The sequence below is a fragment of the Methylobacterium aquaticum genome, assembly GCF_016804325.1.
Lineage (GTDB): Bacteria > Pseudomonadota > Alphaproteobacteria > Rhizobiales > Beijerinckiaceae > Methylobacterium > Methylobacterium aquaticum_C.
Map to the genome: position 1 here is coordinate 3,795,137 of NZ_CP043627.1, position 22,218 is coordinate 3,817,354.

At 73.0% G+C, this 22,218-nt stretch carries 19 protein-coding genes; 10 read left to right on the plus strand and 9 right to left on the minus strand.

Features of this window, described 5'->3' with window-relative positions:
• Window positions 1–44: 44 nt before the first annotated feature.
• The 4 genes from fba to gap form a co-directional block, all read right to left on the minus strand.
• Window positions 45–1,130: a class II fructose-bisphosphate aldolase gene (gene fba, locus F1D61_RS17250; RefSeq protein ID WP_048430041.1), complete on the minus strand. Its 1,086-nt coding sequence runs from the start codon at window positions 1,128–1,130 to the stop codon at window positions 45–47.
• Between the two features lie 88 nt (window positions 1,131–1,218).
• Window positions 1,219–2,421, minus strand: a complete 1,203-nt coding sequence (locus F1D61_RS17255; RefSeq protein ID WP_203152913.1) for a phosphoglycerate kinase — start codon at window positions 2,419–2,421, stop codon at window positions 1,219–1,221.
• A gap of 50 nt (window positions 2,422–2,471) precedes the next feature.
• Window positions 2,472–2,951, minus strand: a complete 480-nt coding sequence (locus F1D61_RS17260; protein ID WP_246775384.1) for a hypothetical protein — start codon at window positions 2,949–2,951, stop codon at window positions 2,472–2,474.
• A 105-nt stretch (window positions 2,952–3,056) separates the two neighbouring features.
• Window positions 3,057–4,064, minus strand: a complete 1,008-nt coding sequence (gap, locus tag F1D61_RS17265) for a type I glyceraldehyde-3-phosphate dehydrogenase (RefSeq protein ID WP_203152914.1) — start codon at window positions 4,062–4,064, stop codon at window positions 3,057–3,059.
• Between the two features lie 575 nt (window positions 4,065–4,639).
• Between gap and F1D61_RS17270 the strand changes: the two genes are divergently transcribed.
• The 3 genes from F1D61_RS17270 to F1D61_RS17280 all read left to right on the plus strand — a co-directional run bounded on the left by F1D61_RS17270 (window position 4,640) and on the right by F1D61_RS17280 (window position 6,633).
• Window positions 4,640–5,770, plus strand: coding sequence for a GGDEF domain-containing protein (locus tag F1D61_RS17270; protein ID WP_203152915.1), 1,131 nt, complete (start codon window positions 4,640–4,642; stop codon window positions 5,768–5,770).
• Window positions 5,771–5,920: 150 nt separating this feature from the next.
• Window positions 5,921–6,208, plus strand: a complete 288-nt coding sequence (locus tag F1D61_RS17275) for a DUF4164 domain-containing protein (RefSeq protein ID WP_203152916.1) — start codon at window positions 5,921–5,923, stop codon at window positions 6,206–6,208.
• A 41-nt stretch (window positions 6,209–6,249) separates the two neighbouring features.
• Window positions 6,250–6,633: a cell division protein ZapA gene (locus F1D61_RS17280; RefSeq protein WP_203152917.1), complete on the plus strand. Its 384-nt coding sequence runs from the start codon at window positions 6,250–6,252 to the stop codon at window positions 6,631–6,633.
• Between the two features lie 333 nt (window positions 6,634–6,966).
• Here F1D61_RS17280 and F1D61_RS17285 read toward each other — a convergent pair whose 3' ends face one another.
• From F1D61_RS17285 to F1D61_RS17295, 3 genes are all read right to left on the minus strand, one after another.
• Window positions 6,967–9,801 carry an ATP-binding protein gene (locus tag F1D61_RS17285; protein WP_203152918.1) on the minus strand — a complete coding sequence of 945 codons (2,835 nt, stop codon included), beginning with the start codon at window positions 9,799–9,801 and terminating at the stop codon, window positions 6,967–6,969.
• Window positions 9,802–9,942: 141 nt separating this feature from the next.
• Window positions 9,943–10,356: a DUF3830 family protein gene (locus F1D61_RS17290; protein ID WP_165089608.1), complete on the minus strand. Its 414-nt coding sequence runs from the start codon at window positions 10,354–10,356 to the stop codon at window positions 9,943–9,945.
• A gap of 68 nt (window positions 10,357–10,424) precedes the next feature.
• Window positions 10,425–11,681, minus strand: a complete 1,257-nt coding sequence (locus F1D61_RS17295) for an allantoate amidohydrolase (protein WP_203152919.1) — start codon at window positions 11,679–11,681, stop codon at window positions 10,425–10,427.
• 296 nt (window positions 11,682–11,977) lie between these two features.
• On the opposite strand from F1D61_RS17295, the gene F1D61_RS17300 reads away from it, so the two are divergent.
• Window positions 11,978–13,093 carry a D-alanine--D-alanine ligase family protein gene (locus F1D61_RS17300; RefSeq protein ID WP_203152920.1) on the plus strand — a complete coding sequence of 372 codons (1,116 nt, stop codon included), beginning with the start codon at window positions 11,978–11,980 and terminating at the stop codon, window positions 13,091–13,093.
• 754 nt (window positions 13,094–13,847) lie between these two features.
• Entirely contained in the window at window positions 13,848–14,834 is a 987-nt protein-coding gene (locus tag F1D61_RS17305; RefSeq protein WP_203152921.1) for a Hint domain-containing protein, read from the plus strand.
• A gap of 44 nt (window positions 14,835–14,878) precedes the next feature.
• Here the strand turns inward: F1D61_RS17305 and mdoH are convergent, their stop codons facing one another.
• On the minus strand, window positions 14,879–16,675 hold the full coding sequence (gene mdoH, locus F1D61_RS17310; protein ID WP_203152922.1) for a glucans biosynthesis glucosyltransferase MdoH: 1,797 nt from the start codon (window positions 16,673–16,675) through the stop codon (window positions 14,879–14,881).
• 72 nt (window positions 16,676–16,747) lie between these two features.
• On the opposite strand from mdoH, the gene F1D61_RS17315 reads away from it, so the two are divergent.
• From F1D61_RS17315 to F1D61_RS17330, 4 genes are all read left to right on the plus strand, one after another.
• A complete protein-coding gene (locus F1D61_RS17315) occupies window positions 16,748–17,650 on the plus strand; it encodes a zinc-dependent alcohol dehydrogenase (protein ID WP_432443311.1) in 903 nt (300 codons plus the stop codon).
• Between the two features lie 11 nt (window positions 17,651–17,661).
• Window positions 17,662–18,063 (plus strand): 6-pyruvoyl trahydropterin synthase family protein, encoded by a 402-nt coding sequence (locus tag F1D61_RS17320; protein ID WP_203152923.1) that lies wholly within the window; start codon window positions 17,662–17,664, stop codon window positions 18,061–18,063.
• Window positions 18,063–19,106 (plus strand): glycosyltransferase family 4 protein, encoded by a 1,044-nt coding sequence (locus F1D61_RS17325; RefSeq protein WP_203152924.1) that lies wholly within the window; start codon window positions 18,063–18,065, stop codon window positions 19,104–19,106. Before F1D61_RS17320 ends, F1D61_RS17325 begins: the two co-directional genes overlap by 1 nt.
• 181 nt (window positions 19,107–19,287) lie before the next feature.
• Complete coding sequence (locus F1D61_RS17330) at window positions 19,288–19,959, plus strand: SAM-dependent methyltransferase (protein ID WP_246775386.1); 672 nt, start codon at window positions 19,288–19,290, stop codon at window positions 19,957–19,959.
• 251 nt (window positions 19,960–20,210) lie between these two features.
• Here F1D61_RS17330 and F1D61_RS17335 read toward each other — a convergent pair whose 3' ends face one another.
• Entirely contained in the window at window positions 20,211–20,750 is a 540-nt protein-coding gene (locus F1D61_RS17335; protein ID WP_203152925.1) for a cytochrome b, read from the minus strand.
• Window positions 20,751–20,954: 204 nt separating this feature from the next.
• Between F1D61_RS17335 and ribA the strand changes: the two genes are divergently transcribed.
• Window positions 20,955–22,082: a GTP cyclohydrolase II RibA gene (gene ribA, locus F1D61_RS17340; RefSeq protein ID WP_203152926.1), complete on the plus strand. Its 1,128-nt coding sequence runs from the start codon at window positions 20,955–20,957 to the stop codon at window positions 22,080–22,082.
• The last annotated feature ends 136 nt before the right edge of the window (window positions 22,083–22,218 follow it).

Genomic DNA, 22,218 nt, shown 5'->3' on the forward strand with positions numbered 1-22,218 from the left:
GGGGCGGCGATACGGCGCGCGAGAGCCGCATCGCCGCGCCGGGATTACTCCGCGGCGGCCTTCGACGGGGCGAAGGACGGGTCGAGCTTGCCGGCGGCGTAGCGCTTGGCCATCTCGGACAGCGCGATCGGCCGGATCTTGCCGGCGTTGCCCGCCGTGCCGAACTCCTCGAAGCGCTGCTTGCACAGCTTCGTCATCGCGTCCATCGCCGGCTTCAGGTACTTGCGCGGGTCGAACTCGGCCTTGTTCTCCATCAGGATCTTGCGGATCTGGCCGGTCATCGCCATCCGGTTGTCGGTGTCGATGTTGATCTTGCGCACGCCGTGCTTGATGCCGCGCTGGATCTCCTCCACCGGCACGCCCCAGGTCGGCTTCATCTCGCCGCCATACTGGTTGATGATGTCCTGGAGGTCCTGCGGGACCGACGAGGAGCCGTGCATCACCAGGTGGGTGTTGGGCAGGCGGCGGTGGATCTCCTCGATCACGTTCATCGCCAGCACCGCGCCGTCGGGCTTGCGGGTGAACTTGTAGGCGCCGTGCGAGGTGCCCATGGCGACGGCGAGCGCGTCGACCTTGGTGGCCGCCACGAACTTCTCGGCCTCGGCCGGGTCGGTCAGCAGCTGGTCGTGCGACAGGACGCCCTCGGCGCCGTGGCCGTCCTCGGCCTCGCCCTCGCCGCTCTCGAGCGAGCCGAGCACGCCGAGCTCGCCCTCGACCGAGCAGCCGGCCCAGTGCGCCATCTCGGTCACCTTGCGGGTGATCTCGACGTTGTAGTTGTAATCCGCCGGGGTCTTGCCGTCGGCCTTGAGCGACCCGTCCATCATCACCGAGGTGAAGCCGTACTGGATCGCGGTGGCGCAGGTCGCCTCGTTGTTCCCGTGATCCAGGTGCATGCAGACCGGGATGTGGGGATAGATCTCGACGAGGCCGTCGATCAGCTTGGCCAGCACGACGTCGTTGGCATAGGAGCGCGCGCCGCGGCTCGCCTGCAGGATCACCGGCGAATCGGTGGCGTCGGCCGCCGCCATGATGGCGAGGCCCTGTTCCATGTTGTTGATGTTGAAGGCCGGCACCCCGTAGCCGTGCTCGGCGGCGTGGTCGAGGAGCTGCCTGAGCGTGATGCGCGCCATGTCGAAATCCTCCGAGACTGTGACTGTTGCTGGTTTATAGCGGATGGGTCGGCCGGCGTCCTAGCGCGGCCGACCTGAACGAAAACCCTCAAGCTTGCCGGCGCAGGGCGTCGACGCCCGGGAGCGGCTTGCCCTCGAGCCATTCGAGGAAGGCGCCGCCGGCGGTCGAGATGTAGGTGAAGTCCTTCGACACGCCGGCATGGTTGAGCGCCGCCACCGTGTCGCCGCCGCCGGCCACGGAGACGAGCTTGCCGGCCTTAGTGCGCTCGGCCGCATGGCGGGCCGCCGCCACCGTGCCCTGGTCGAAGGGCGCGATCTCGAAGGCGCCGACGGGGCCGTTCCACACCAGGGTCTTGGCGTCGTCGATCGCGGCCGAGATCCGGTCCACCGACAGGCCGCCGATGTCGAGGATCATGCCGGTCTCAGGGATCGCGTCGACCCCGTAGGTGTGGTGGGGGGCGCCGGCCTTGAATTCCTCGGCCACCACGCCGTCCACCGGCAGGATGATGGCGCAGTTGTTCTCCCGCGCCGCCTCGATGATCGCCTGGGCGGTGGGAGCCAGATCGCGCTCGCACAGCGACTTGCCGACGCCGAGGCCGGCGGCGTGCAGGAAGGTGTTGGCCATGCCGCCGCCGATCACCAGGGCGTCGACCTTGGCGACGAGGTTCTTCAGCAGGTCGATCTTGGTCGAGACCTTGGAGCCGCCGACGATCGCCACCACCGGCCGGGCCGGGGCCTCGAGGCCCTTGGTGAGCGCGTCGAGCTCGGCCTGCATCAGGCGCCCGGCATAGGCCGGCAGCACGTGGGCGAGCCCTTCCGTCGAGGCGTGGGCCCGGTGGGCGGCGGAGAACGCCTCGTTGACGTAGACGTCGCCGTTCGCGGCCAAGGCCTCGACGAAGGCCTTGTCGTTCTTCTCCTCGCCGGCGTGGAAGCGGGTATTCTCCAGCATCAGGACGTCGCCGTCCTTCAGCGCCGCCACGGCGGCGGCGGCGGTCTCGCCGATGCAGTCCTCCGCGAAGGCGACCGGGCGGCCGAGTTCCCTGGCGGTCGCCTCGGCGATCGGACGCAGGGATTCGGCGGCGACCGGCTTGCCCTTCGGGCGGCCGAAATGGGCGAGCAGCACGATCCGGGCGCCGGCCTCGACGAGCTCGTGGAGCGTCGGCAGCACGCGCTTGATGCGGGTGGAATCGGTGACGCGGCCCTGGTCCATCGGCACGTTGAAGTCGACGCGGACGAGGACGCGCTTGCCCTTCAGGTCGCCGGCATCGTCGAGGGTACGGAACTGGGTCATCGGCGGGGGCACCTTGCAAGCGGGAAAAGGGAGGGCGGTCGGCGCGCGGATCAACGCAGCGGGATCAGCCCCTGGAGGTTGAGGCGCTGCGCCACCAGGGTCAGCGCCACCGTCAGCACGGCAGTGACGAGCGCGGTGACGATCAGGGCGCCGGCGCCCGGCAGGCGGCGGGTGCGCTCGGCGATCGCCCGGACCTCGTTGCGCAGGGCGGCCAGGTCGGACTGGCGGGCGGCCTCGTTCATGCGGGCGCCGGCCGCCTCGACCCGGTCCTCGACGCGGGCGAGCAGGGCCTCGGAGCGGGCATACTTGTCCTCAATCCGCGAGGCCTTGTCCTCAATGCGGGCGAGCTGGTCCGCGACTTGCGTCGGCAGCGCGACGGGCTGAGCGGCAGGAGCCGCAGCCGGCGGGACCTGCGCCGGAACGGCGGACACGGTCGTCGGGACGGGGGCGGCCGGGCTCGGCACATGTCCCTGGATCGGGGCGGTGTCGGCGGCGGTCGCGGGGCGGATGGAGGGCGCAGGCTCGGTCATCGGCGGATCCTCGGGGCGAATCCTGGAAGGGCATGATGGGCGGCCCCGCGACGGGGCCGCCCGAGCACGAAGGCCGGCCCCGTGCGGGCCGGCCCGTCTGCCGCGTCAGATGAGCTTGGCCATCGCGATGGCGGTGTCGGCCATGCGGTTCGAGAAGCCCCACTCGTTGTCGTACCAGGTCAGCACGCGCACGAAGGTGCCGTCCATGACCTTGGTCTGGTCGATGTGGAAGGTCGAGGAATGGGGATCGTGGTTGAAGTCGATCGAGACGTTCGGGGCCTCGGTGAAGCCGAGCACGCCCTTGAGCGGGCCGTTCGCCGCGGCCTTGATCGCCTCGTTGATCTCGGCGACCGAGGTGGCGCGCTTGGAATTGAACTTGAAGTCGACGACCGAGACGTTCGGGGTCGGGACGCGGATCGAGGTGCCGTCGAGGCGGCCGTTCAGCTCCGGCAGCACCAGGCCGACGGCCTTGGCGGCGCCGGTCGTGGTCGGGATCATCGACAGGGACGCGGCGCGGGCCCGGTAGAGGTCCTTGTGCATCTGGTCCAGCGACGGCTGGTCGTTGGTGTAGGAGTGGATCGTGGTCATGAAGCCGCGCTCGATGCCGACGGCGTCGTTGAACACCTTGGCGACCGGAGCCAGGCAGTTGGTGGTGCACGAGGCGTTGGAGACCACGAGGTGGTCGGCCGTCAGCTTGTCGTGGTTCACGCCGTAGACGACCGTGAGGTCGGCACCGTCCGCGGGAGCGGACACGAGGACGCGCTTGGCGCCGGCATCGAGGTGGAGCTTCGCCTTGTCCTTCGACGTGAAGATGCCGGTGCATTCCATCGCGATGTCGACGCCGAGCTCGCGGTGGGGCAGCTCGGCCGGGTTCTTGATCGCGGTGACGCGGATGCGCTGGCCGTCGACCACGATGTGGTCGCCCTCGACCGTGACGGTGCCGGGGAACTTGCCGTGGACCGAATCGAAGCGCAGCAGGTGGGCGTTGGTCTCGACCGGGCCGAGATCGTTGATGGCCACGACCTCGATGTCGGTGCGGCCGGCTTCCTTGATGGCGCGCAGGACATTGCGGCCGATGCGTCCGAAGCCGTTGATGGCGACCTTGACCGTCATGTGTTCTCTCCCGTGGAATCGGTGTGGCGGAGGCGGTAGGAGCCGACGGGCCCCGCAGCGGAGGAGGCCGCGCGGATCGAACCGGCACGGCGCATGTCGACGCTGACGAAAGGCCGGCTTGTGCCGGCGGGGCCCATGACGCTCGGCGTCGTGCCGCACGCGCCGGCCGTCCCGACGGGGACGGCACTGGCGGGGAGCACGGGAGGCGTCACGGCAGCTCGTAACTTCTGTCAATCCGCCGGCGACAGTCGCCCGGCGGGGGCGCGGGCTTCCTAACATGGTGCCGGGGCGTGTCAAACCCGAGCGGAGCTTTGGGGAAAACCCTCCCGCCCGGCCGGTCCGGCCCGGAATCGCCGCGCGGTCATGCGCCGGATGAATCGGCGCTCGCGCACGTAATGTCGCCCTCGATGTCGGCCTCGATGCCGGCCTCTTGGCGCGACGCCGGCGACGAGACGGCCCGGACATCGCGGCACGGACGCTTAACCATGCCGGCGCAACGGGCGGGGGACGACCGGAACCGTTACGAAGATGGCAATCGCCGGCGCCTATGCCGTGAGGCGTAGGTGACGACATAGATGCAGATCGATCTTCACACCCTCTACTGCCTGATCGTGGGGACGGTGCTGGTCGCCGCCGCGACGATGCAGTGGGAGCGCCAAGCCCATCCGCAGCGGTCGCGCGAGCTCGGATTCTGGACCGGCGCCTTCCTGGCCTTCGCGGCGGGCCTCGTCGTGTCGATCAACCGGGCCGTCCTGCCGGGCATCCTGGGTTCGGCCCTCGCCAACCTGCTGATCGTGGCCGGCTACCTGATGATCCTGCACGGCGTCACCCTCCTCGACGGGCGGGCGCGGCTGCGCCTGCCGCTCGCCGTGCTCGCGGTGCTCGCCCTCCTGTGGGCCGCCTTCGGGACGCGCTTCCCCGTCGCGCTCTGGACCTATGTCGGCTCGCTGCCGATCGCGCTCGCCTGCGGTCTGACCGCCTGGCGACTCGCGCGCAGCCGCACCGCCCGGACCTTGCGCGCCCGCCAGGTCGCGATCGCGGTCGCGGGCGGGCACGCCCTGTTCTACGTGGCTCGCGCCCTGGCGACGCCGGTGCTCGTGGCCGTCTACGGGGACTGGCTGCTGCCGGTCTTCGGCAAGATGACGATGTACGAAGGGGTGCTCTACTCCGTCGCCATGCCGATGGGGCTGATCGCGCTGGTGCGCGAGGAGGCGCAGGCGAGCGCCCTGGCGGCGGCCCGCACCGACCATCTCACCGGTCTGCAGAACCGTCACGGCTTCTTCGAGGACGGGGCGCGGCGCCTCGGCGAGGGCCCCGCGGCGCTCCTCGCCTTCGACCTCGACCACTTCAAGGCGATCAACGACCGCCACGGCCACGCCGCCGGCGACGCGGTGCTCCGGCTCTTCGCCGATACGGCGCGGCGGGCGGCCGGGCCGGACGCGCTGGTCGCCCGGCTCGGCGGCGAGGAATTCGCCGCCCTTCTGCCCGGCTGCGACCTCGCCACGGCGCGGCAGGTCGGCGAGGGCATCGCCCGCCGGTTCGCCGCGGCGTCCCGGCACCGCGACGGGCCCGGCATCCCGGCGACCGTCAGCGTCGGCCTGGCGGCCGGGGGCGGGGCCCTGCCGGACCTGCTCGCGGCCGCCGACCGGGCGCTCTACCGGGCCAAGGCGTCCGGGCGGAACCGGCTGGAGGTGGCGGCGGCCTGATTGTCCCCGCCGTCCCCAGGGCGATACCACTCCCGGGCCCTCGGGCCGGCACGGCGATTGCGACGCGGCCCCCGGACCATTAGGGTTTCGGCCGAGTATCCCTGGGCTTTCAGTCGGCGTCGTCGCGTCCGGCGTTTTTCGGAGGTGAGCATGACCGCAGCGGTGGAGGAGGCGTTGCGCCGCCTCGAAGCCTCGGTGTCGCTGCTCGAATCCGCGGTGACGCGCCGGCTCGACGCGGAGCGCAGCCACGGCGACCTCGAGACCGAGCTGGAGATCATGCGCGACGACCGGGCCCGGCTGGCGGCGGAACTCGACGGGGCGACGGCGCGCCTCGCCGAGATGCAGTCGGTGACCGAGGAGGTCGACCACCGCCTCGGCCGCGCCATCGGCACCGTCGAGGGCGTGCTCGGCCGCACCGGCGAGCGGGGCGAGGGCTGACGGCCGCCGCACTGGCGTTTCATGCGTTCGAGGAGGGGGCGATGCCTCAAGTGACGGTCACCATCGCCGGCAAGACCTACCGCATGGCCTGCGGCGAGGGCGAGGAGCGCCACCTCGAAGGGCTGGCCGCGAGCTTCGACGCCCGCATCGGCGACATGCGCAAGGCCTTCGGCGAGATCGGCGACATGCGCCTGCACGTGATGGCGGCGCTGACGCTCGCCGACGAGCTGGCCGAGACCAAGCGCCGGATGGAGGCGATGGAGCGCGAGACCGCGGCCTTGCGCGAATCCACCGATGCCGGCAGCGCCGAGCGGGAAGCCTCGGAGGCGCGGCTGGCCGAGACCGTGCAGCGCACGGCGGAGCGGATCGAGCGCCTGGCCAAGCGGCTCGGGCCGGTGCCGGGCGGGGCGCAGCAGGGGGGGTAGCGGCCGTTGCGGGGTCCTGCCGGGCCGGCCCCACAGGACACTGGAGGGTGCCTAGGCGCGGGAACAACGGCCGAGAGCACGAACCCTCCCCCTCTGCGGGGGAGGGTGCCCCGCGGATGCGGGGCGGGAGAGGGGAACCCGCCTCCGGACAAATCTGAAGCGTTCTGACAGGCGCCCTCCGGATCGGCGTCGCGCCGCCCCTCTCCCGGCCCCTGCTGACGCAGGGTCCACCCTCCCCCGCAGAGGGGGGAGGGTTCTGCGCGGCGGCCGTCGCTCCCGCATGCCTCAACGTGCCGTGTCGTGTCCCAGTGCAGCCCGCCACCGCCACTCCAGTCACGCCGCCCGCAGCATCTCGATCTGCGTCAGCGCTTCCGCCCGGGCCGCCTCGATCCGGCGCTGGAGATCCGGCAGGTCGGCACCGGCGAGGCAGGCCTCCTCGATCTCGCGGCAGAGGTCGGACAGGCCGGTGAACCCCAGGAGACCGGCGGCCGAGATCATCGCGTGGGCGTCGCGGGCGAGGCCGGCGCGGTCGCCGTTGCGGGCGCGGAAGCGCTGCTCCAGCTCCGCCGCCAGCATCCCGAGCAGGCCGTCGATCCGCTCCCGGCCCATCAGCCGGCGCGCCGCCGCGAAGGCCTCGACATCGACCAGCACCGGAACGGCGGGCGCCGCGGGGCCGTCGGCGCGGTGCCGCGCGATGGCGGCGGCGAGTTCGGCGCGCTTGAACGGCTTGCCGACATGGCCGTCCATCCCGGCGGCCCGGAAGGTCTCGATCTGGGCCGGCAGCACGTTGGCGGTCATCGCGACGATCGGCAGGGCGCCGAGGGGGGCGGGCATCGCCCGGATCGCCTTCGTGGCGGTGATCCCGTCCATGCCGGGCATCTGCACGTCCATCAGCACGAGGTCGTAGGGCTTGACCCGCACCGCCTCGATCGCCGCCGCGCCGTCGCCGGCCACGTCGACGTGGTGGCCGTCCGCCTCCAGCACCGCCCGGGCGAGATCCTGGTTGATCGGCACGTCCTCGACGAGCAGCAGGCGGGCCGGCCGCACCGGCTCCGGCCGGCCCTCCGCGGCTTCCGCCGCCGGCGCGGCGCAGGCCGGGAGCCTGATCCGGAACCAGAAGGTCGAGCCGGCGCCCGGCCGGCTCTCGACGCCGATCGTCCCGCCCATCAGCTCGACCAGGCCCTTGCAGATGGCCAGCCCCAGCCCGCTGCCGCCGTACTGGCGACGGATCGAGCCGTCGACCTGGCTGAAGCGCTGGAACAGGCGGCCATGCTGCTCGGGGGCGATGCCGATGCCGGTATCGGAGACCGAGAAGCGCAAGGTCCCGCCCTCGGCCTCGACCCGCACCGCGACTCGCCCGGCGGGGGTGAACTTGACCGCGTTGTTGAGGAGGTTGAGCAGGATCTGGCGCAGGCGGTCGGGATCGCCCCGGACCCAGTCCGGTACCGTGGGGTCGAGCGCGACGTCGAGGGCGAGGCCCTTGGGCTCGGACAGGCCGCGCACGATCGAGGCGGCGTTGTCGATCAGCGCCGCAGGGGCGAAGGGCACCTCGGCGAGCGCGATGCCGCCGGCCTCGATGCGCGAGAAGTCGAGGATGTCGTCGACGACGGTGAGCAGCGCCCCGCCCGCCGCGGCGATCCGGTCGACGTAGCGCCGGTGCCGGCCCGGCAGGGTGCGGTCGGCGAGCAGGAGGTCGGCATAGCCGATGACGCCGTTCAGCGGCGTGCGGATCTCGTGGCTCATCGAGGCCAGAAAGTCGGTCTTGGCCTGGCTCGCCCGCTCGGCGGTGATCCGCGCCTCCTCGAGGGCGCGAGCGTGGCGCTGGCGCTCGCCGACGTCGCGGAAGGTGGCGATGATGGCGGGCTCGCCCGGGGCGGCGCCCGGGATGCGCCGGAACGCCCCCTCGACCCAGACCCACCCCCCGGTGCGGTGGCGGGCGCGGCAGACGACGCTGACCTGCGCCTCGCCGGCGGCGAGGCGGCGGGCCTGGGTCACCAGCAGGGCGAGGTCCTCGCGGTGGACGCCGTCGCGCAGGCGCATCGCCACCGCCTCCTCCGGCGTGTAGCCCAGCAGGCGCCGCACCGCCGGCGAGACGTAGCTGCGCCGGCCGTCGTCGTGGGCGAGCACGATCAGCTCGCTGGTATTCTCGGCCAGCAGCCGGTAGCGCGCCTCCCCGGCCGAGAGCATGCCGGCGGCGCGCCGGGCCTCCTCCTCGAGGTCGCGGTGGCGCATCAGCGCCCGGGTCAGCCCGAAGCCGAGGCCGACGAGGACGGCGCTGATGCCGAGCACCACCGCGGCGTCCTGCTGCACGCCCTCGCGCCAGGCCGCGAGGGTCTCGTCCTTCGAGACGCCGGTGGTGACGAGGAGCGGCGCGCCGGCGACGCGCTGGAAGCTGCCGTAGCGCCGCACGCCGTCGATCGGCGAGGCGGTCCCGTCGAAGGTGCCGGCGGCGGCTCCGGCGGCGGCCCGCATCAGGGTGCCGCCGGTGATGGTGCGGCCGACCTTGTCGGGCACGTAGGGATGGCGCACCAGGATCACGCCGTCGCTGCGCAGGAGCCCGATGGCGCCGTTGGGCCCGAGATCGAGCCGGCCGTAGAGCCGCTGCAATTCGGTGAGCGACAGGTCGGCCACCGCCACGAGCGGCGTCTCGCCGGGGCGCGGCACCACCAGGCGGGCGACGCTGACGAACCAGGAATCGGCCGGCCCGATCCGGGTCGGCTGCCCGATCGCGAGTTCGGACTGGCCCACCGCCAGGGCGGCGCGGACGAGGTCGGCATCGGTGGGCCGGCCTCCGCTGCCCGCCCCGCCGTGGCCGAACAGGGCGCTGTCGGTGCTGCCGTCGAGCACCCGCACGGCCATCACCGCCGGGATATGGGCCATCAGGCCGGAGAGGAGCTGGCGGGTATAGACCTGGCTCGCCCCGAAGGTGTGCGCGTCGACCCGGGCGGCGGCGGCGCTGAGCAGCATGTCGACGGAGGAGACGAGGCGGTTCGCCTCCTGGCCCAGCGCCTGGGCCACCGCCTCGGCGGTGCTGCGGGCGTCGCGGATCGTGCGCTCGTAGTCGCGGGTGTCGGTCCAGACCGTGACCGTGGCGAGCCCGAGGCAGGTCGTGAGCACGCCCGCCCAGACGCCGCCGACGAGAGAGCGGTAGGACCGTTTCAGGTTCATCTCACGAGCGCCCCACGCGCGCCCCGTCCGGGGCCGAGAACGGCCGCCCGGACGGGGTGCCCGTCAGGCGTACGGGGCGGATCGCCCCGCCGCAAGGGGACTTTGTAAGAGCAAGGCAGGAGCCATGCGCCGCGAGGGCGCCTACGGCGCCTCGAAGCGGATCGGCTGGGCGCCCTTGAGCAGCGTCATGCGGCCGAGGTCGTAGACGTGCTCGATGCCGGTGGTGATGGTCAGGAAGTGGTTGCCGGCGAGCTGCCCGACCTTGCTGGCGAAATGCACGCCGCCATAGGCGAGCAGGATCTCCGTCTCGCTGATGCCGCCCGGATAGAGGATCATCTGGCCCGGCGCCGGGTAGCTGGTGTGGTTCTCGTAGCCGACGCCGAAATCGAGATCACCGAGGGGCATCCACACGCCCTCGCCGCTCCAGCGCACGTGGATCACCTCGCTCACGAAGGGCAGGGCCTTGAGGAAGGCGGCGCAGGTCTGGGGCGCCTTCTCGAGCTCGAGCCGGCCGACGAGGTCGAACGGGCCGGCCTTGATCTTCAGTTCCTTCACGGGGTCTCTCCTGGTTGTGGGGTGGAACGGGCGGGGCGTGGCCTCTAGCGAGAGCCGGGCCAGACGGGTCAGGGCCGCAACGATTCCGGCCGCAGATGGCGCAGCACGTCGACGAGCAGGCGCGTCGCCACGTCGACATCGGCCTCGGTGACGGATTCGGCCGGGGAATGGCTCAGCCCGCCGGCACAGCGCACGAAGATCATGCCGATCGGGCACAGGCCGGCGAGCGCCAGGCCGTCATGGCCGGCCCCGCTCGCCAGGCGCAAGGGGCTGAGGCCCAGGCGCGCGATGCCGTCGGACAGAGCGTCCATCAGCCCGGGCGCGCAGGCCGCGGCCGGCTCGTCGTAGCTGCCCTGCGTCGTCACCGTCACGCCGCGGCGCTCGGCGATGGCCGTGAACGCGGCGTCGAGGCGTGAGAGGGCCGCGTGGCGCACGGCGTCGCTCGGGCTGCGCAGGTCGAGGCTGAAGCGGGTGAGCGCCGGGATGACGTTGACGGCGCCCCGCGGCACCTCGATCTGGCCCACCGTGGCGACGAGGTCGGGGGTCCCGTTCGCCTCGGCCTCGATCGCCAGCACCATCTCGGCCGAAGCCGCCAGGGCGTCGCGGCGCAAGGCCATCGGCACCGTGCCGGCATGGCCCGCCCGGCCCTCGACCGTGACGACGAGGCGGCTCGCCCCGGCAATGGCCGTGACGATGCCGACGGCCAGGTCCGCATCCTCCAGGACCGGCCCCTGCTCGATATGGACCTCCAGATAGCCGAGCACCGAGGCCGGGTCGCGGGCGAGCCGCGTCACGCCGTCGGGGTCGCAGCCGAATTCCGCGAGCGCCTGGGCGATGCTGATCCCGTCGCGGTCGCGGGCCTCCAGGAAGTCGGGCCGGACCAGCCCGGCCAGCGCCCGCGCGCCGGTGAGGGTGACGGGGAAGCGCACCCCCTCCTCGTCGCCGAAGGCCAGCACCTCGACCGCGAAGGGCAGGCGCCGGCCGGCTTCGTGCAGCGCCTTCACGGCGGAGATCGCCGTCACGACGCCGAGATTGCCGTCGTAGCGGCCGGCATTGCGCACGGTGTCGATATGCGAGCCGAGGAGCAGGGTCGGGGCGCCTTGCGTCGCGGCCTCGTAGCGGCCGACCACTGTGGCGGCGGCATCGACGCGGACGCTCATGCCCGCCTCCTCCATCCAGGTCGCGACCTGCCGGGCGGCCGCGGCATGGGCGGGGGTGAGGTAGAGGCGGGTGAGCCCGTCCGCGTCGGCGCTGAAGCCCGCGAGCGCGTCGAGGCGGGCCATCACCTCGGCGCCGAGGGAGGTGGGCGGCCGGTCCTGCTGCATGGCGGTCGTCTCCGATCGGCGGCGCTGGAGGATCGATGGCCGGGTGATCAATGGCCGGTGACTCGATGACCCCGGGGTATGGCCGAGGCGGGGAACTGTCCAGCCTTCCCTTGGTCGAGGCAGACCGCGACCTCCCCTTCGAGGTCTCGGGCCGTGGCCGATATTCGCCCATCGGGGCTCCCGGACCGCGCCGCCTCGTAGGGTTTCTGAAATCCTCCACGGGCGATAATCAGGGACGCCCCGCGGGTGCCCGCGCGGGTTCGACACACGAGTTTCAGGTGAACGAGGGTTCGCGCATGACCGAGAAGACCCGCGTCGCCGTCCTGTATGGCGGCAGATCCGGCGAGCACGAGGTCTCGCTGCGCTCCGCCGCCTCGGTGATCCGCCACCTCGACCGCGACCGCTTCGAGGTGATCCCGGTCAGCATCGACAAGGCCGGGCGCTGGCAGCGCCACGACCTGCGCCGGATCACCCAGACCGGGGACGAGAGCCTGTCGATCCCCGCCGAGAGCCCCGAGGTGCGGCTGGCGCAGGGAACCGATGGCCGCGCTGCGGTGGTCGGGCTCGACGGCGCGCCGGCCCGCGCCGAGATCGACGTGGTCTTCCCGGTCCTGCACGGGCCGCTCTGCGAGGACGGGACGCTGCAGGGCCTGCTGGAGCTGACCGAGACGGCCTATGTCGGCTCGGGCGTGATGGCCTCGGCGGTCGGCATGGACAAGGACGTCACCAAGCGGCTTGCCGGCCTCGCCGGCATCCCGATCGCCCCCTACCGCGCCTTCACCCGGCGTGCCTACGAGCGCGGCGACGTCTTCCTCGACGACATCGCCGCCGGCCTGACGCTGCCGGTCTTCGTCAAGCCCTGCAACATGGGCTCCAGCGTCGGCATCCAGAAGGTCAAGGACTGGGCCGCCCTGCCCGCGGCATTGGCCGACGCGTTCCAGTACGACGTCAAGGTGCTGGTCGAGCAGGGCATCGACGCCCGCGAGGTCGAGGTGGCGGTGCTCGACGGCGACCCGCCCTTCGTCAGCGTCGCGAGCGAGCTGAACCCGCAAGGCCACCACGACTTCTACTCCTACGCCGCCAAGTACCTCGACCCCGAGGGCGCCACCGTCGACCTGCCGGCCGATATCGGCCCGGACCAGATGGAGCGCGTGCGGGCGCTGGCCCTGCGCGCCTTCGAGGCGCTCGAATGCAGCGGGATGGCCCGCGTCGACTTCTTCCTCGACCGCAAGAGCGGGGATTTCTACCTCAACGAGGTCAACACCCTGCCGGGCTTCACCTCGATCAGCATGTACCCGCAGATGATGGAGGCTTCCGGCATCCCCTATCCGGAATTGCTGACCCGCCTCGTCGACCTGGCGCTGGAGCGGCACCGGACGCGGCGGGGGCTGAAGCGGGAATTCGTCGGGTAGCGGCTCCCCCCTTTCGAGGAGGGCATCGGGGTGGGAGCGGTACGCCGCTCCCGGCCGGGAACGGGACGACGATCACGTCGGCATTCCCCTCCCCGGTCTCGCACGGGGGCCGCAGGGGCGCCCCTCGTCCCGGCGTGGCGGTGTGACCGGAGACACGCCCGATGAGCGGCCTCACCCGGAAGATATGTCGTCCCGCTCGACACGCTTGATTTTCCCCGCGTCGTTGCGGGGACGCACCGCGGGGCCGGGCATCCGGACGATCGGGTTGCCCGGCATCGAGCGGGACGCTCTTCGCCTGACCCTGGGCGGTCGTCCAACCGGGCTCTTGGCTGCGTGCGATCGTATTTGACCTGACTGCCAGCGTGCGCGGAGCCGACAGGCCTTTCACGGGACGCGACGCCGGCGCGCCGCACCGGCCTCGCCACGGCGGATGCCGAGGCTCGGGATAATCCGGCAATGTATATCGGGAAAGTCCGGCAAAAGGATTGCCTGTCCTGCCAGTGACCTGCCGAGACGTCGGCCTCTTGGCCGCTACGAGATCGTAGCATTAAAATCACATGCCGCGATAAACCACTGGATATACCCGCAGGCGCGGGTGTCGCCCCGGCCCGTGACGTGCTTACCCTGCGTGCATCGCCGCAACGGCTGCCGGCACGCGTCGCGTGATCGGCCCCACCATCACGCGAATGCTCGTTCGCGCGATCGGCTCTGCCTGTGCGGCCATGAGTTCGAATAAGCCGGGGAGGGTCATCCGATGCCTGTTTTCAACAATACCGTGTACGGGGCGGGATTCGTGGGCTCGGATGACGGAGCACCGTCCGCCAGCTTCCGTCTCGACGACGTGTCGACTTCGAACATCACGGTGACCGGCACGGTCACCAAGGCCGGCGACACTGTCCAGGCGACCGGCATCTTCCCGGCGGAGAGCACGTCCACCACCAAGACGCTCTATGCGACTCAGTACGATTCGCAGGGCATGATCCTGTTCTCCGACAGCCCGACCGCGCCCACGACGCGCTACGTCCTGTCGAATACGACGCTCGCCAAGCGCGACCGCGTCACCTTCGACGACAACAACAGCCCGACCGACTACGCGCCGCCGGTGTGCTTCGTCACCGGCACCCTCATCCGCACCGCCCGCGGCGAAGTCGCGGTCGAGGATCTGCGGGTCGGCGACCGGGCGGTGACCGCCTCCGGCGCCCTGCGGCCGATCATCTGGATCGGGCACCGCGCCATCGACGGCGCCGGCCGGGCCCTGCATCACGACCAGCAGCCGATCCATGTCCGCGCCGGCGCCTTCGGGGCGGGCCTGCCCACCCGGGACCTGCGCCTCTCGCCGGGCCACCCCGTCCTCGTCGGCGCCGATGCGGACGGCGCGGGCGGCCATCTCGTGCCGGTGATGTGCCTGATCAACGGCACCAGCATCGCCCGCGAGCCGGTGGCCTCGGTCACCTACTGGCACGTCGAGCTCGACGCCCACGACATCCTGCTCGCCGAGGGCCTTCCGGCCGAGAGCTACCTCGACTGGGGCGACCGTCCGTTCTTCGCGGAAGGCTCCGACCACGCGCTCCACAACCCCGACTTCGTCGTGCCGGGTCTCGCCGCCCGCTGCCGGCCGGTCGCGGTCGACGGTCCGGTGGTCGAGGCCGAGCGGGCGCGGCTCTCGGGCGTGTTCGCGGCGTCGCTCGGCGCCGCCTGCGGCTGGGACGAGGCCGAGCGCTTCGCCTGGATCGCGGCGTAGCGACAGCGGCGACAGGCCGGGCCGCAACGGCCCGGCCCACCCCGTCAGGACCCCGCCGCCTCGGGACCGCCGGCCTGGAGCCGCGCGATCTCCCAGGGCGGGGCGATCTCCTCCCGGGTCGCGCAGAGCCCGGACCGGACCATGGCGCGGCCCGCCTCCGGCGCCGCGGTGAGGACCGCGAAGGGCACGCTGAGCAGGCTGCCAAGGGTGAGCGGCAGGCTCCAGGCGAGGAGCGTCGGCGCGATCACCGCGAGCGCCGCGCAGACGACGAGCCCGAACAGCGTCACGCCGCCGAGCGCCCGGAACGCCTCGCTCCAGCGCAGGCCCCGCGCGTCCCGGCCCTGCGCCGTCCAGAGCCCGGCACGGCCGACGGCGAGCCCGATCATCACCCCGGTGAGCCGCACCGACGAGGCGCCGAGCAAGAGGAACGACGCCGCGACCTCGGCCGCCATCCCGGCGAGGAAGCGGATCCCCCCGCCATGGGCCGCCCGGGCTTCGCGATCCGCCAGCACGGCGGCGTAGCCGGCGAGCTTCGGGGCGAGCGAGAGCAGGAGCCAGACGAGGTAGAGCGCGACGGCCCCCGTCGCCGGACCTCCCTGCGTCGCCGCGCGCCAGGGCAGCAGCAGGAGCGCCAGGGTCAGGGCGGGCGGGTTGAGGAACATCAGCACCGCCCAGGCGAGCTGGAACCGGCTCATCGGCTGGAGGCCCGGCATCGCCGGCAGGCGCAGGTATTGCAGGTTGCCACGGCACCAGCGGGCATCGCGGGTGAGGTGGTCGAGGAGCGTCGGCGGATTGTCCTCGAAGCTGCCCTCCTCGATCGGCAGCACCCGGACCTCGTAGCCGGCCCGGCGCATCAGCACCGCCTCGACCTGGTCGTGCGACAGCACGGCCCCGCCGCCGCGCAGGGGCGGCAGCCGGCAATGGGCCGCGAAGGGAGCGATGCGCACGAGCGCGTTGTGGCCCCAGAACGGGCCGCATTCCGCCCCCCACCAGGCGGCTCCCAGGGTGTAGGGCAGCATGCCGTGGCGCATCCCGAACTGGAACAGCCGGGCAAAGGCGCTGTCCGCCGGCGCGCCGACCGCCAGGCTCTGGAGGATGCCGAGGCGCGGATGCGCCTGCATGATCCGCACGAGGCGCAGGATCGCCGGTCCCGTCATCAGGCTGTCGGCGTCGAGGGGCAGCATCAGCTCGGCGTCGCTGCGGGCGCAGAACTCCTGCAGGTTGCCGGCCTTGTAGCCGGCATTGTCGCGGCGCCGGCGATACTGGATCCGCTCCGCCTCCGGGCCGGGCAGCCCGGCGCGCCAGGATGCGACCCATTCCTCCTCGGCCCGGATGACGGCCAGGTCGTCGCTGTCGCTCAGCACGTGGTAGCGGAAGGCGGCGCCCTGGCCTGTGCGCTCCAGGCTCTCGCGCACCAGGGCGAGGCGCGACAGGGCCCGGGCCGGATCCTCGTTGCGCAGCGTCATCACCACGGCGGTGGTGACGTGGAGCGGCGCCTCCCCCTCCCCTGCCGCCGCCTGGGGCGCGGCCGCGAGCACGCCCCGGCGGCCGGCCCGCACCAGCAGGAACCCGATCGTGGCGTTCCAGAATCCCAGCACCGTCCAGGGCAGGGTGGCGAGGCCGCAGGCGAGGAGCGCGAGGTCGAGCCCGTCGATCCCGTCCTGCGCCAGCACCGCCCAGAGGCCGGCCGCGAGGCCCAGCATGGTCGCGAGGTTCAGCCCGAGCACCAGGAGACGACGGCGACGCAAGGTGACGCAGGCTTGCAGGCCCGTCGGCGTCGTGAGAGGAGCGCGAGCGGGCCCCTCCGCGAGGGTGACCACCGAGGAGTCGGTTTGCGGCATCGTCAGGCATCCGGGAGCGACACGGCGGAGGCCGTGCGGGCGCTCTGGTATAGCGCAGCCGGCCAAGCGGAGCTGCGGCAAGAGCGCCTGCCTCCACCAGAGCCCGACGAGGTGCGGGCGCGCACCCTGTGGACGGGCTTGAGCCGGGGCACCGAGCGGCTGGTCTTCGAGGGCCGGGTGCCGGAGGCGGTGGCCGAGCGGATGCGGGTCCCGGGCCAGGGCGGCGCCTTCTCGTTCCCGGTCAAGTACGGCTATTGCGCGGTCGCCGAGACGGAAGAGGGCGAGCGGGTCTTCGCGCTCCAGCCGCACCAGGAGGCGTTCAACGCCCCCCGCGACGGCCTGTGCCCGCTGCCGGAAGGCCTGCCGCCGCGCCGCGCCGTGCTCGCCGCCAACATGGAAACGGCGCTCAACTCCTTATGGGATTCGGGCGCCGGGCCGGGGGACCGGATCGCGGTGGTCGGCGGCGGGGTGGTCGGGCTCCTCGTCGCCCATCTCTGCGCCGGCCTGCCGGGGGCGGAGGTCTGCCTGATCGACCGCGACCCCGCCCGGGCGGAGACGGCGCGGGCGCTCAGGGTCGCCTTCGCCCTGCCGGAGGCGGCGCCGCGGGAGGCCGACATCGTGTTCCATGCCAGCGCCAGCGCCGCCGGGCTGTCGCTCGCCCTGTCGCTCGCGGGCGACGAGGGCACCATCGTCGAATTGAGCTGGTACGGCACCGACGCGGTCGCCGCGCCGCTCGGCCTCGCCTTCCATGCCCGGCGCCTGCGCCTGGTCGCCAGCCAGGTCGGGGCGGTGGCGGCGTCGCGCCGCCCGCGCTGGAGCCACCGGCGCCGCCTCGCCAAGGCCCTCGACCTGCTGCGCGACGACCGCCTCGACGCCCTCCTCACCGAGGAGGTCGCGTTCGACGCCCTGCCCGCCGCCCTCCCCCGCCTGCTCGCGCCCGGCGCGCCGGGCCTGTGCACCGTGATCCGTTACTGACAGGAGTCCCCATGTACGCCGTCGAGGTCCGCGACCACGTGATGATCGCCCACAGCTTCCGGGGCGAGCTGTTCGGGCCGGCGCAGGCCCTGCATGGGGCGACCTTCGTGGTCGACGTGGCGTTCTTCCGCGAGAGCCTGACCCCGGACGGGGTGGTGGTCGATATCGGCCGGGCGAGCGAGGCGCTGAAGGCGATCCTGGCGCCGATCAACTACCGCAACCTCGACGACCTGCCGGACTTCGCAGGGAAGAACACCACCACCGAGTTCCTGTGCGGGCACATCCACGGCGCGATGGCCGCCGCCACCCGGGCCGGCGATCTCGGCCCCGGCGGCGAGGGCGTGAGCCGCATCCGCGTGACCCTGCACGAATCCCACCTGGCACGGGCCTGGTTCGAGGCGCCGCTCGCCTGATGCGCGTCTGTCTGGCCGTTCCGGGCGACCTCTCGGCCCCGACCGGGGGCTACGCCTATGCCCGCGAAGTCCTGGCGCATCTGCCGGCGCAGGGCGTCGCGGCGACGCATCTGGCGTTGCCGGGCGGCTTCCCCGATCCGGGCGCCGAGGAGCTTGCCCGCACCATGGCCCTCCTGGCGGAGGTGCCGGCCGGGACGGGCCTCCTCGTCGACGGCCTCGCCTACGGGGCGCTGCCGCCGGAGCTGATCCGCGCCGTCGGACGCCCGGTCTCGGTCCTGGTGCACCACCCCCTCGGCTACGAGACCGGCCTGTCGCCGGAGCGGGCGGCGGCGCTGATCGCCGTCGAGCGCGCGGCCCTGGCGCTGGCCGACCGTGTCGTCGCGACGAGCCGCTACACCGCCCGGCTGCTCACGGCCGAGTTCGGCGTGCCGTCTTCGCGGATCGCCGTCGCCGAGCCCGGCACCGCCCCCGCCGCCCGGGTGGTGCCGCGCGAGGGCCCGCATGCCAGGCTGCTCGCCGTCGGCACCGTGACCCCGCGCAAGGGCTACGACGTGCTGGTTCGGGCGCTTGCCGGGCTGACGGATCTCGACTGGTCGCTCACGATCGCCGGCAGCCTCGACCGGGCGCCTGCTAGTGCCGCCGCCCTGCGCGACCGGATCGACGCATCGGATCTCGGCGGCCGCATCACGCTCGCGGGCGCGGTGACGCCCGAGGCCCTGGAGCGGCTCTACGGGCAAGCCGACCTCGCGGTCTCGGCCTCGCTGTTCGAGGGCTACGGCATGGCTTTGGCCGAGGCCCTGGCCCGCGGACTGCCCCTCGTCGCCACCACCGGGGGCGCCGCCGCCGAGACGGTGCCGGAAGGCGCCGGCCAGGCGGTTGCGCCCGGCGACGCCCCGGCCCTCGCCGCCTCCCTGCGCGCGCTGATCGCCGATCCCGCCCGCCGCGCCGAGGCCGCCGCGGCGTCCTGGGCCGCCGGGCAGCGCCTGCCGGACTGGCCCGACACCGCCGCGGTGATCGCCGATGCCATGAGGATGCCAGCATGAGCGGCTTCAGCCCCGACTGGCTCGCCCTGCGCGAGCCCGCCGACCACGCCGCCCGCGACGCGGGCCTCGTCGCCGCCCTGGCGCGGGCGCTGCCGCCGCGCCCGCGGGCGGTCGATCTCGGCTGCGGCACCGGCTCGAACCTCCGGGCGCTCGCCCCCATCTCGGTGCCGCCCAGGACTGGGTGCTCGTCGATCACGATCCCGCCCTCCTCGCCGCCGCGAAGGTCCGCCTCGCGGCCTGGGCCGAGCGGGCGGAGGCGGCCGGGGACGGCCTGGTCCTGCAGCGCGGCGGCGCGCGGATCGCGGTCCGGTTCCGGGCCCTCGACCTCGCGGCCGATCCGGCGGCGGCGCTCGCGGAGGGGCCAGACCTCGTCACCGCGGCGGCGTTGTTCGACCTCGCCTCCGAGAGCTGGATCGCCACCGTCGCCGGAGCGGTGGCGCGCGCCGGCGCGGTCTTCTACACCGCGCTCACCTATGACGGGCAGGAACGCTGGACGCCGCCGCACCCGGCCGACGCCGCGATCCACGCCGCCTTCCTGGTCCACCAGGCCGGCGACAAGGGGTTCGGACCGGCGAGCGGCCCGGGCGCGACCGAGGCGCTGGCCGAGGCCTTCCGGGAGCACGGCTACGCGGTCGAGACCGCCGCCAGCCCCTGGCACCTCGGGCCGGACGAGGCCGCCCTGCTGCACCGGCTCGCCGAGGGAACGGCGCAGGCGGCGCGGGAGACCGGGCGGGTCGCGGCATCGGACGCGGCGTCATGGTCGGCCCTGCGGCAGCGCACCGGCACGGGGGCGGTGATCGGTCATCGCGACCTGCTGGCCATGCCGGCCGCGGCGATGCGGGCATCCACCTGACGTCCTCCTCCTGCCCTCGACCGGGCGCACAGCAGCGGCGGCCGGCAAACCCGGGTCGACCATCGTCGACCGGGCCCGACCATTCCTGACTTATGGCAAGGCAATGCGAGCAGGGCAGTCCTGAGCGGCGCATGATCCCGTGCAGGGCCTGCCTTGACGCACCGCTCTCAGTGCCTGTCCGGGATCATGCTGATTTCCGGCAGAGTGTTCTGGGCATGCCGGGACGACAGCGCACCCGGACGCGGCCGGCCTCACCCCGTCCGCCCCGGCAGCATCCGCCGCAAGGTCCCGTCCCGGCGGACCAGATGGTGGTGCAGGGCGGCGGCGGCGTGCAGCAGTACCAGCGCGACCAGCGTGAAGGCGGCGACCTGATGCACCCGGAGGATCGCCTCGCCCACCGGCATGCCGCCGGAGACCGGCAGGGTGAGGGGCAGGGTGAAGTACAGCATCACCGGCGCGCAGCAGGCCGAGGTGCCGGCCCAGCCGAGCAGCGGCACCGCCACGATCAGGGCGTAGAGCGCCAGGTGCGAGGCATGGGCCGCCCGGCGCTGCCAGGCGGGCAGGCCGGCCACCAGCGGCGGAGCACCGCGGGCGGCGCGCACCAGCAGCCGCGCCAGGGCCAGCGCCAGCACGGTGAGCCCGAACGACTTGTGCCACTCGTAGAGCGCGTTCTTCAGGGCGCCGTCGGGCAGGTTGGCCATGGCCAGCGCGATCGGCACCAGGACGACGACCAGGATGGCGACGACCCAGTGCAGCACCTTCTGGGACGGAGCATAGCTGCGCGGCGTCATGCGGCCTCACTCCCCGGGTGTATGGATGATCTGGACAATCGCGAAAGGTTGATGGAGGGATCGGCAGCGAAGCGGGGCGGAACGCCCCACATGCCGTCCGGCGTCGAACCGTGGCTTTGTCCCCTCACCGGTTCGTCCCCATGGTTCCCGGCCCGTCGCGACCGCGCCGGGGCCATCTCTCTCAGGTCGATGATGTCGGTCACGATGCAGAGCCACAGCACTCTAGGCCCGGCGGCGGGCCGCGAACAGGCCCAGGTTCATGTACAGGCGCAGGTCGAGGTCGAGCGGGCGCTGGCGGAGATCCGTGCTGGCCGGCCCGTGGCCTTGCGCGGCGCGGACCCGGTCCTCGCGCTGTCGGTCGAAGCCCTCGACGGCGACCTCACCGCCGTCCTGGCGGCGCTCGCCGGGACAGGCGCACGCCTCGTCCTGCCGGCGCCGCGCCTGCGCCGCCTCGGCCTGGCGGACCGGGTCGAGGCCGGCGCGGTCGCCCTGCCGGCGATCGACCCCACCCGGATCGAGACCCTGGCCCTGCGCCTCGACGGCCGGATCGACGCGCCCGTGGCCCCGGTCTCGGCCGGCGACGAGGCGGCCCTCGCCCTGATGGCGCTGGCGCAGGTGCTGCCGGCCGTCCTGGTGGTGCCGGGCGAGGCGGCGCCTCCCGGCACCCTCGCGGTCGAGGCGGCGGCGGTTGCGGCCTATCCGGGCCGGCAGGCGGCGTCCCTGCGGCCGGTCAGCCGGGCGCCGGTGCCGCTGGCGAGCGCCCCCGACAGCGAGTTCGTGGTCTTCCGCGGCGGCGAGGGGCTGCGCGACCAAGTGGCGGTGGTGATCGGCCGGCCCGACCTGTCGCAGCCAGTGGCGGTGCGGCTGCACTCGGCCTGCCTCACCGGCGACCTGTTCGGCTCGCTCAAATGCGATTGCGGCGACCAGCTGCGCGGCACCGCCGGCTGGATGGCGCAACATGGCGGCGGCATCGTGCTCTACCTCGACCAGGAGGGCCGCGGGAACGGGCTCGCCAACAAGATCCGCGCCTACGACCTCCAGGCGCGCGGGCTCGACACCTACGAGGCCGACGAGGCCCTCGGCTTCGGCCTCGACCAGCGCCGGTTCGACTTCGCGGCCGCGATGCTGAAGGCGCTCGGCGTCACCTCCGTCCGGCTCCTCAGCAACAACCCCGAGAAGGCCGCGAGCCTGGAGGAGGCGGGGCTTACCGTGGTCGAGACCCAGCGGGCGCTCGGCCGGATCACGCCGGAGAACATCCGCTACCTCACCGCCAAGCGCGACCGGGCCGGCCACGCCCTCGACCTCGACGCCTTCGCCTGCCTCGACGTGTGATCCTGTTTCCGGTCGATCGCCACATCCTGCACTGTCAGCGCTTCGACCCGGTGGCCCTGCGGCACATTCGCTGCTAGCTAGGGCCCCGGTTGGGCCGGCACCCGCCCGGTCCCATGGATCATCGACACGGGAGATC

Excerpts from the sequence above, each read along its gene's own strand:
- fba (WP_048430041.1), bottom strand. The coding sequence starts at position 1,130 with ATGGCGCGCATCACGCTCAGGCAGCTCCTCGACCACGCCGCCGAGCAC.
- F1D61_RS17255 (WP_203152913.1), bottom strand. The coding sequence starts at position 2,421 with ATGACCCAGTTCCGTACCCTCGACGATGCCGGCGACCTGAAGGGCAAG.
- F1D61_RS17260 (WP_246775384.1), bottom strand. The coding sequence starts at position 2,951 with ATGACCGAGCCTGCGCCCTCCATCCGCCCCGCGACCGCCGCCGACACC.
- gap (WP_203152914.1), bottom strand. The coding sequence starts at position 4,064 with ATGACGGTCAAGGTCGCCATCAACGGCTTCGGACGCATCGGCCGCAAT.
- F1D61_RS17270 (WP_203152915.1), top strand. The coding sequence starts at position 4,640 with ATGCAGATCGATCTTCACACCCTCTACTGCCTGATCGTGGGGACGGTG.
- F1D61_RS17275 (WP_203152916.1), top strand. The coding sequence starts at position 5,921 with ATGACCGCAGCGGTGGAGGAGGCGTTGCGCCGCCTCGAAGCCTCGGTG.
- F1D61_RS17280 (WP_203152917.1), top strand. The coding sequence starts at position 6,250 with ATGCCTCAAGTGACGGTCACCATCGCCGGCAAGACCTACCGCATGGCC.
- F1D61_RS17285 (WP_203152918.1), bottom strand. The coding sequence starts at position 9,801 with ATGAACCTGAAACGGTCCTACCGCTCTCTCGTCGGCGGCGTCTGGGCG.
- F1D61_RS17295 (WP_203152919.1), bottom strand. The coding sequence starts at position 11,681 with ATGCAGCAGGACCGGCCGCCCACCTCCCTCGGCGCCGAGGTGATGGCC.
- F1D61_RS17300 (WP_203152920.1), top strand. The coding sequence starts at position 11,978 with ATGACCGAGAAGACCCGCGTCGCCGTCCTGTATGGCGGCAGATCCGGC.
- F1D61_RS17305 (WP_203152921.1), top strand. The coding sequence starts at position 13,848 with ATGCCTGTTTTCAACAATACCGTGTACGGGGCGGGATTCGTGGGCTCG.
- mdoH (WP_203152922.1), bottom strand. The coding sequence starts at position 16,675 with ATGCCGCAAACCGACTCCTCGGTGGTCACCCTCGCGGAGGGGCCCGCT.
- F1D61_RS17320 (WP_203152923.1), top strand. The coding sequence starts at position 17,662 with ATGTACGCCGTCGAGGTCCGCGACCACGTGATGATCGCCCACAGCTTC.
- F1D61_RS17325 (WP_203152924.1), top strand. The coding sequence starts at position 18,063 with ATGCGCGTCTGTCTGGCCGTTCCGGGCGACCTCTCGGCCCCGACCGGG.
- F1D61_RS17335 (WP_203152925.1), bottom strand. The coding sequence starts at position 20,750 with ATGACGCCGCGCAGCTATGCTCCGTCCCAGAAGGTGCTGCACTGGGTC.
- ribA (WP_203152926.1), top strand. The coding sequence starts at position 20,955 with ATGCAGAGCCACAGCACTCTAGGCCCGGCGGCGGGCCGCGAACAGGCC.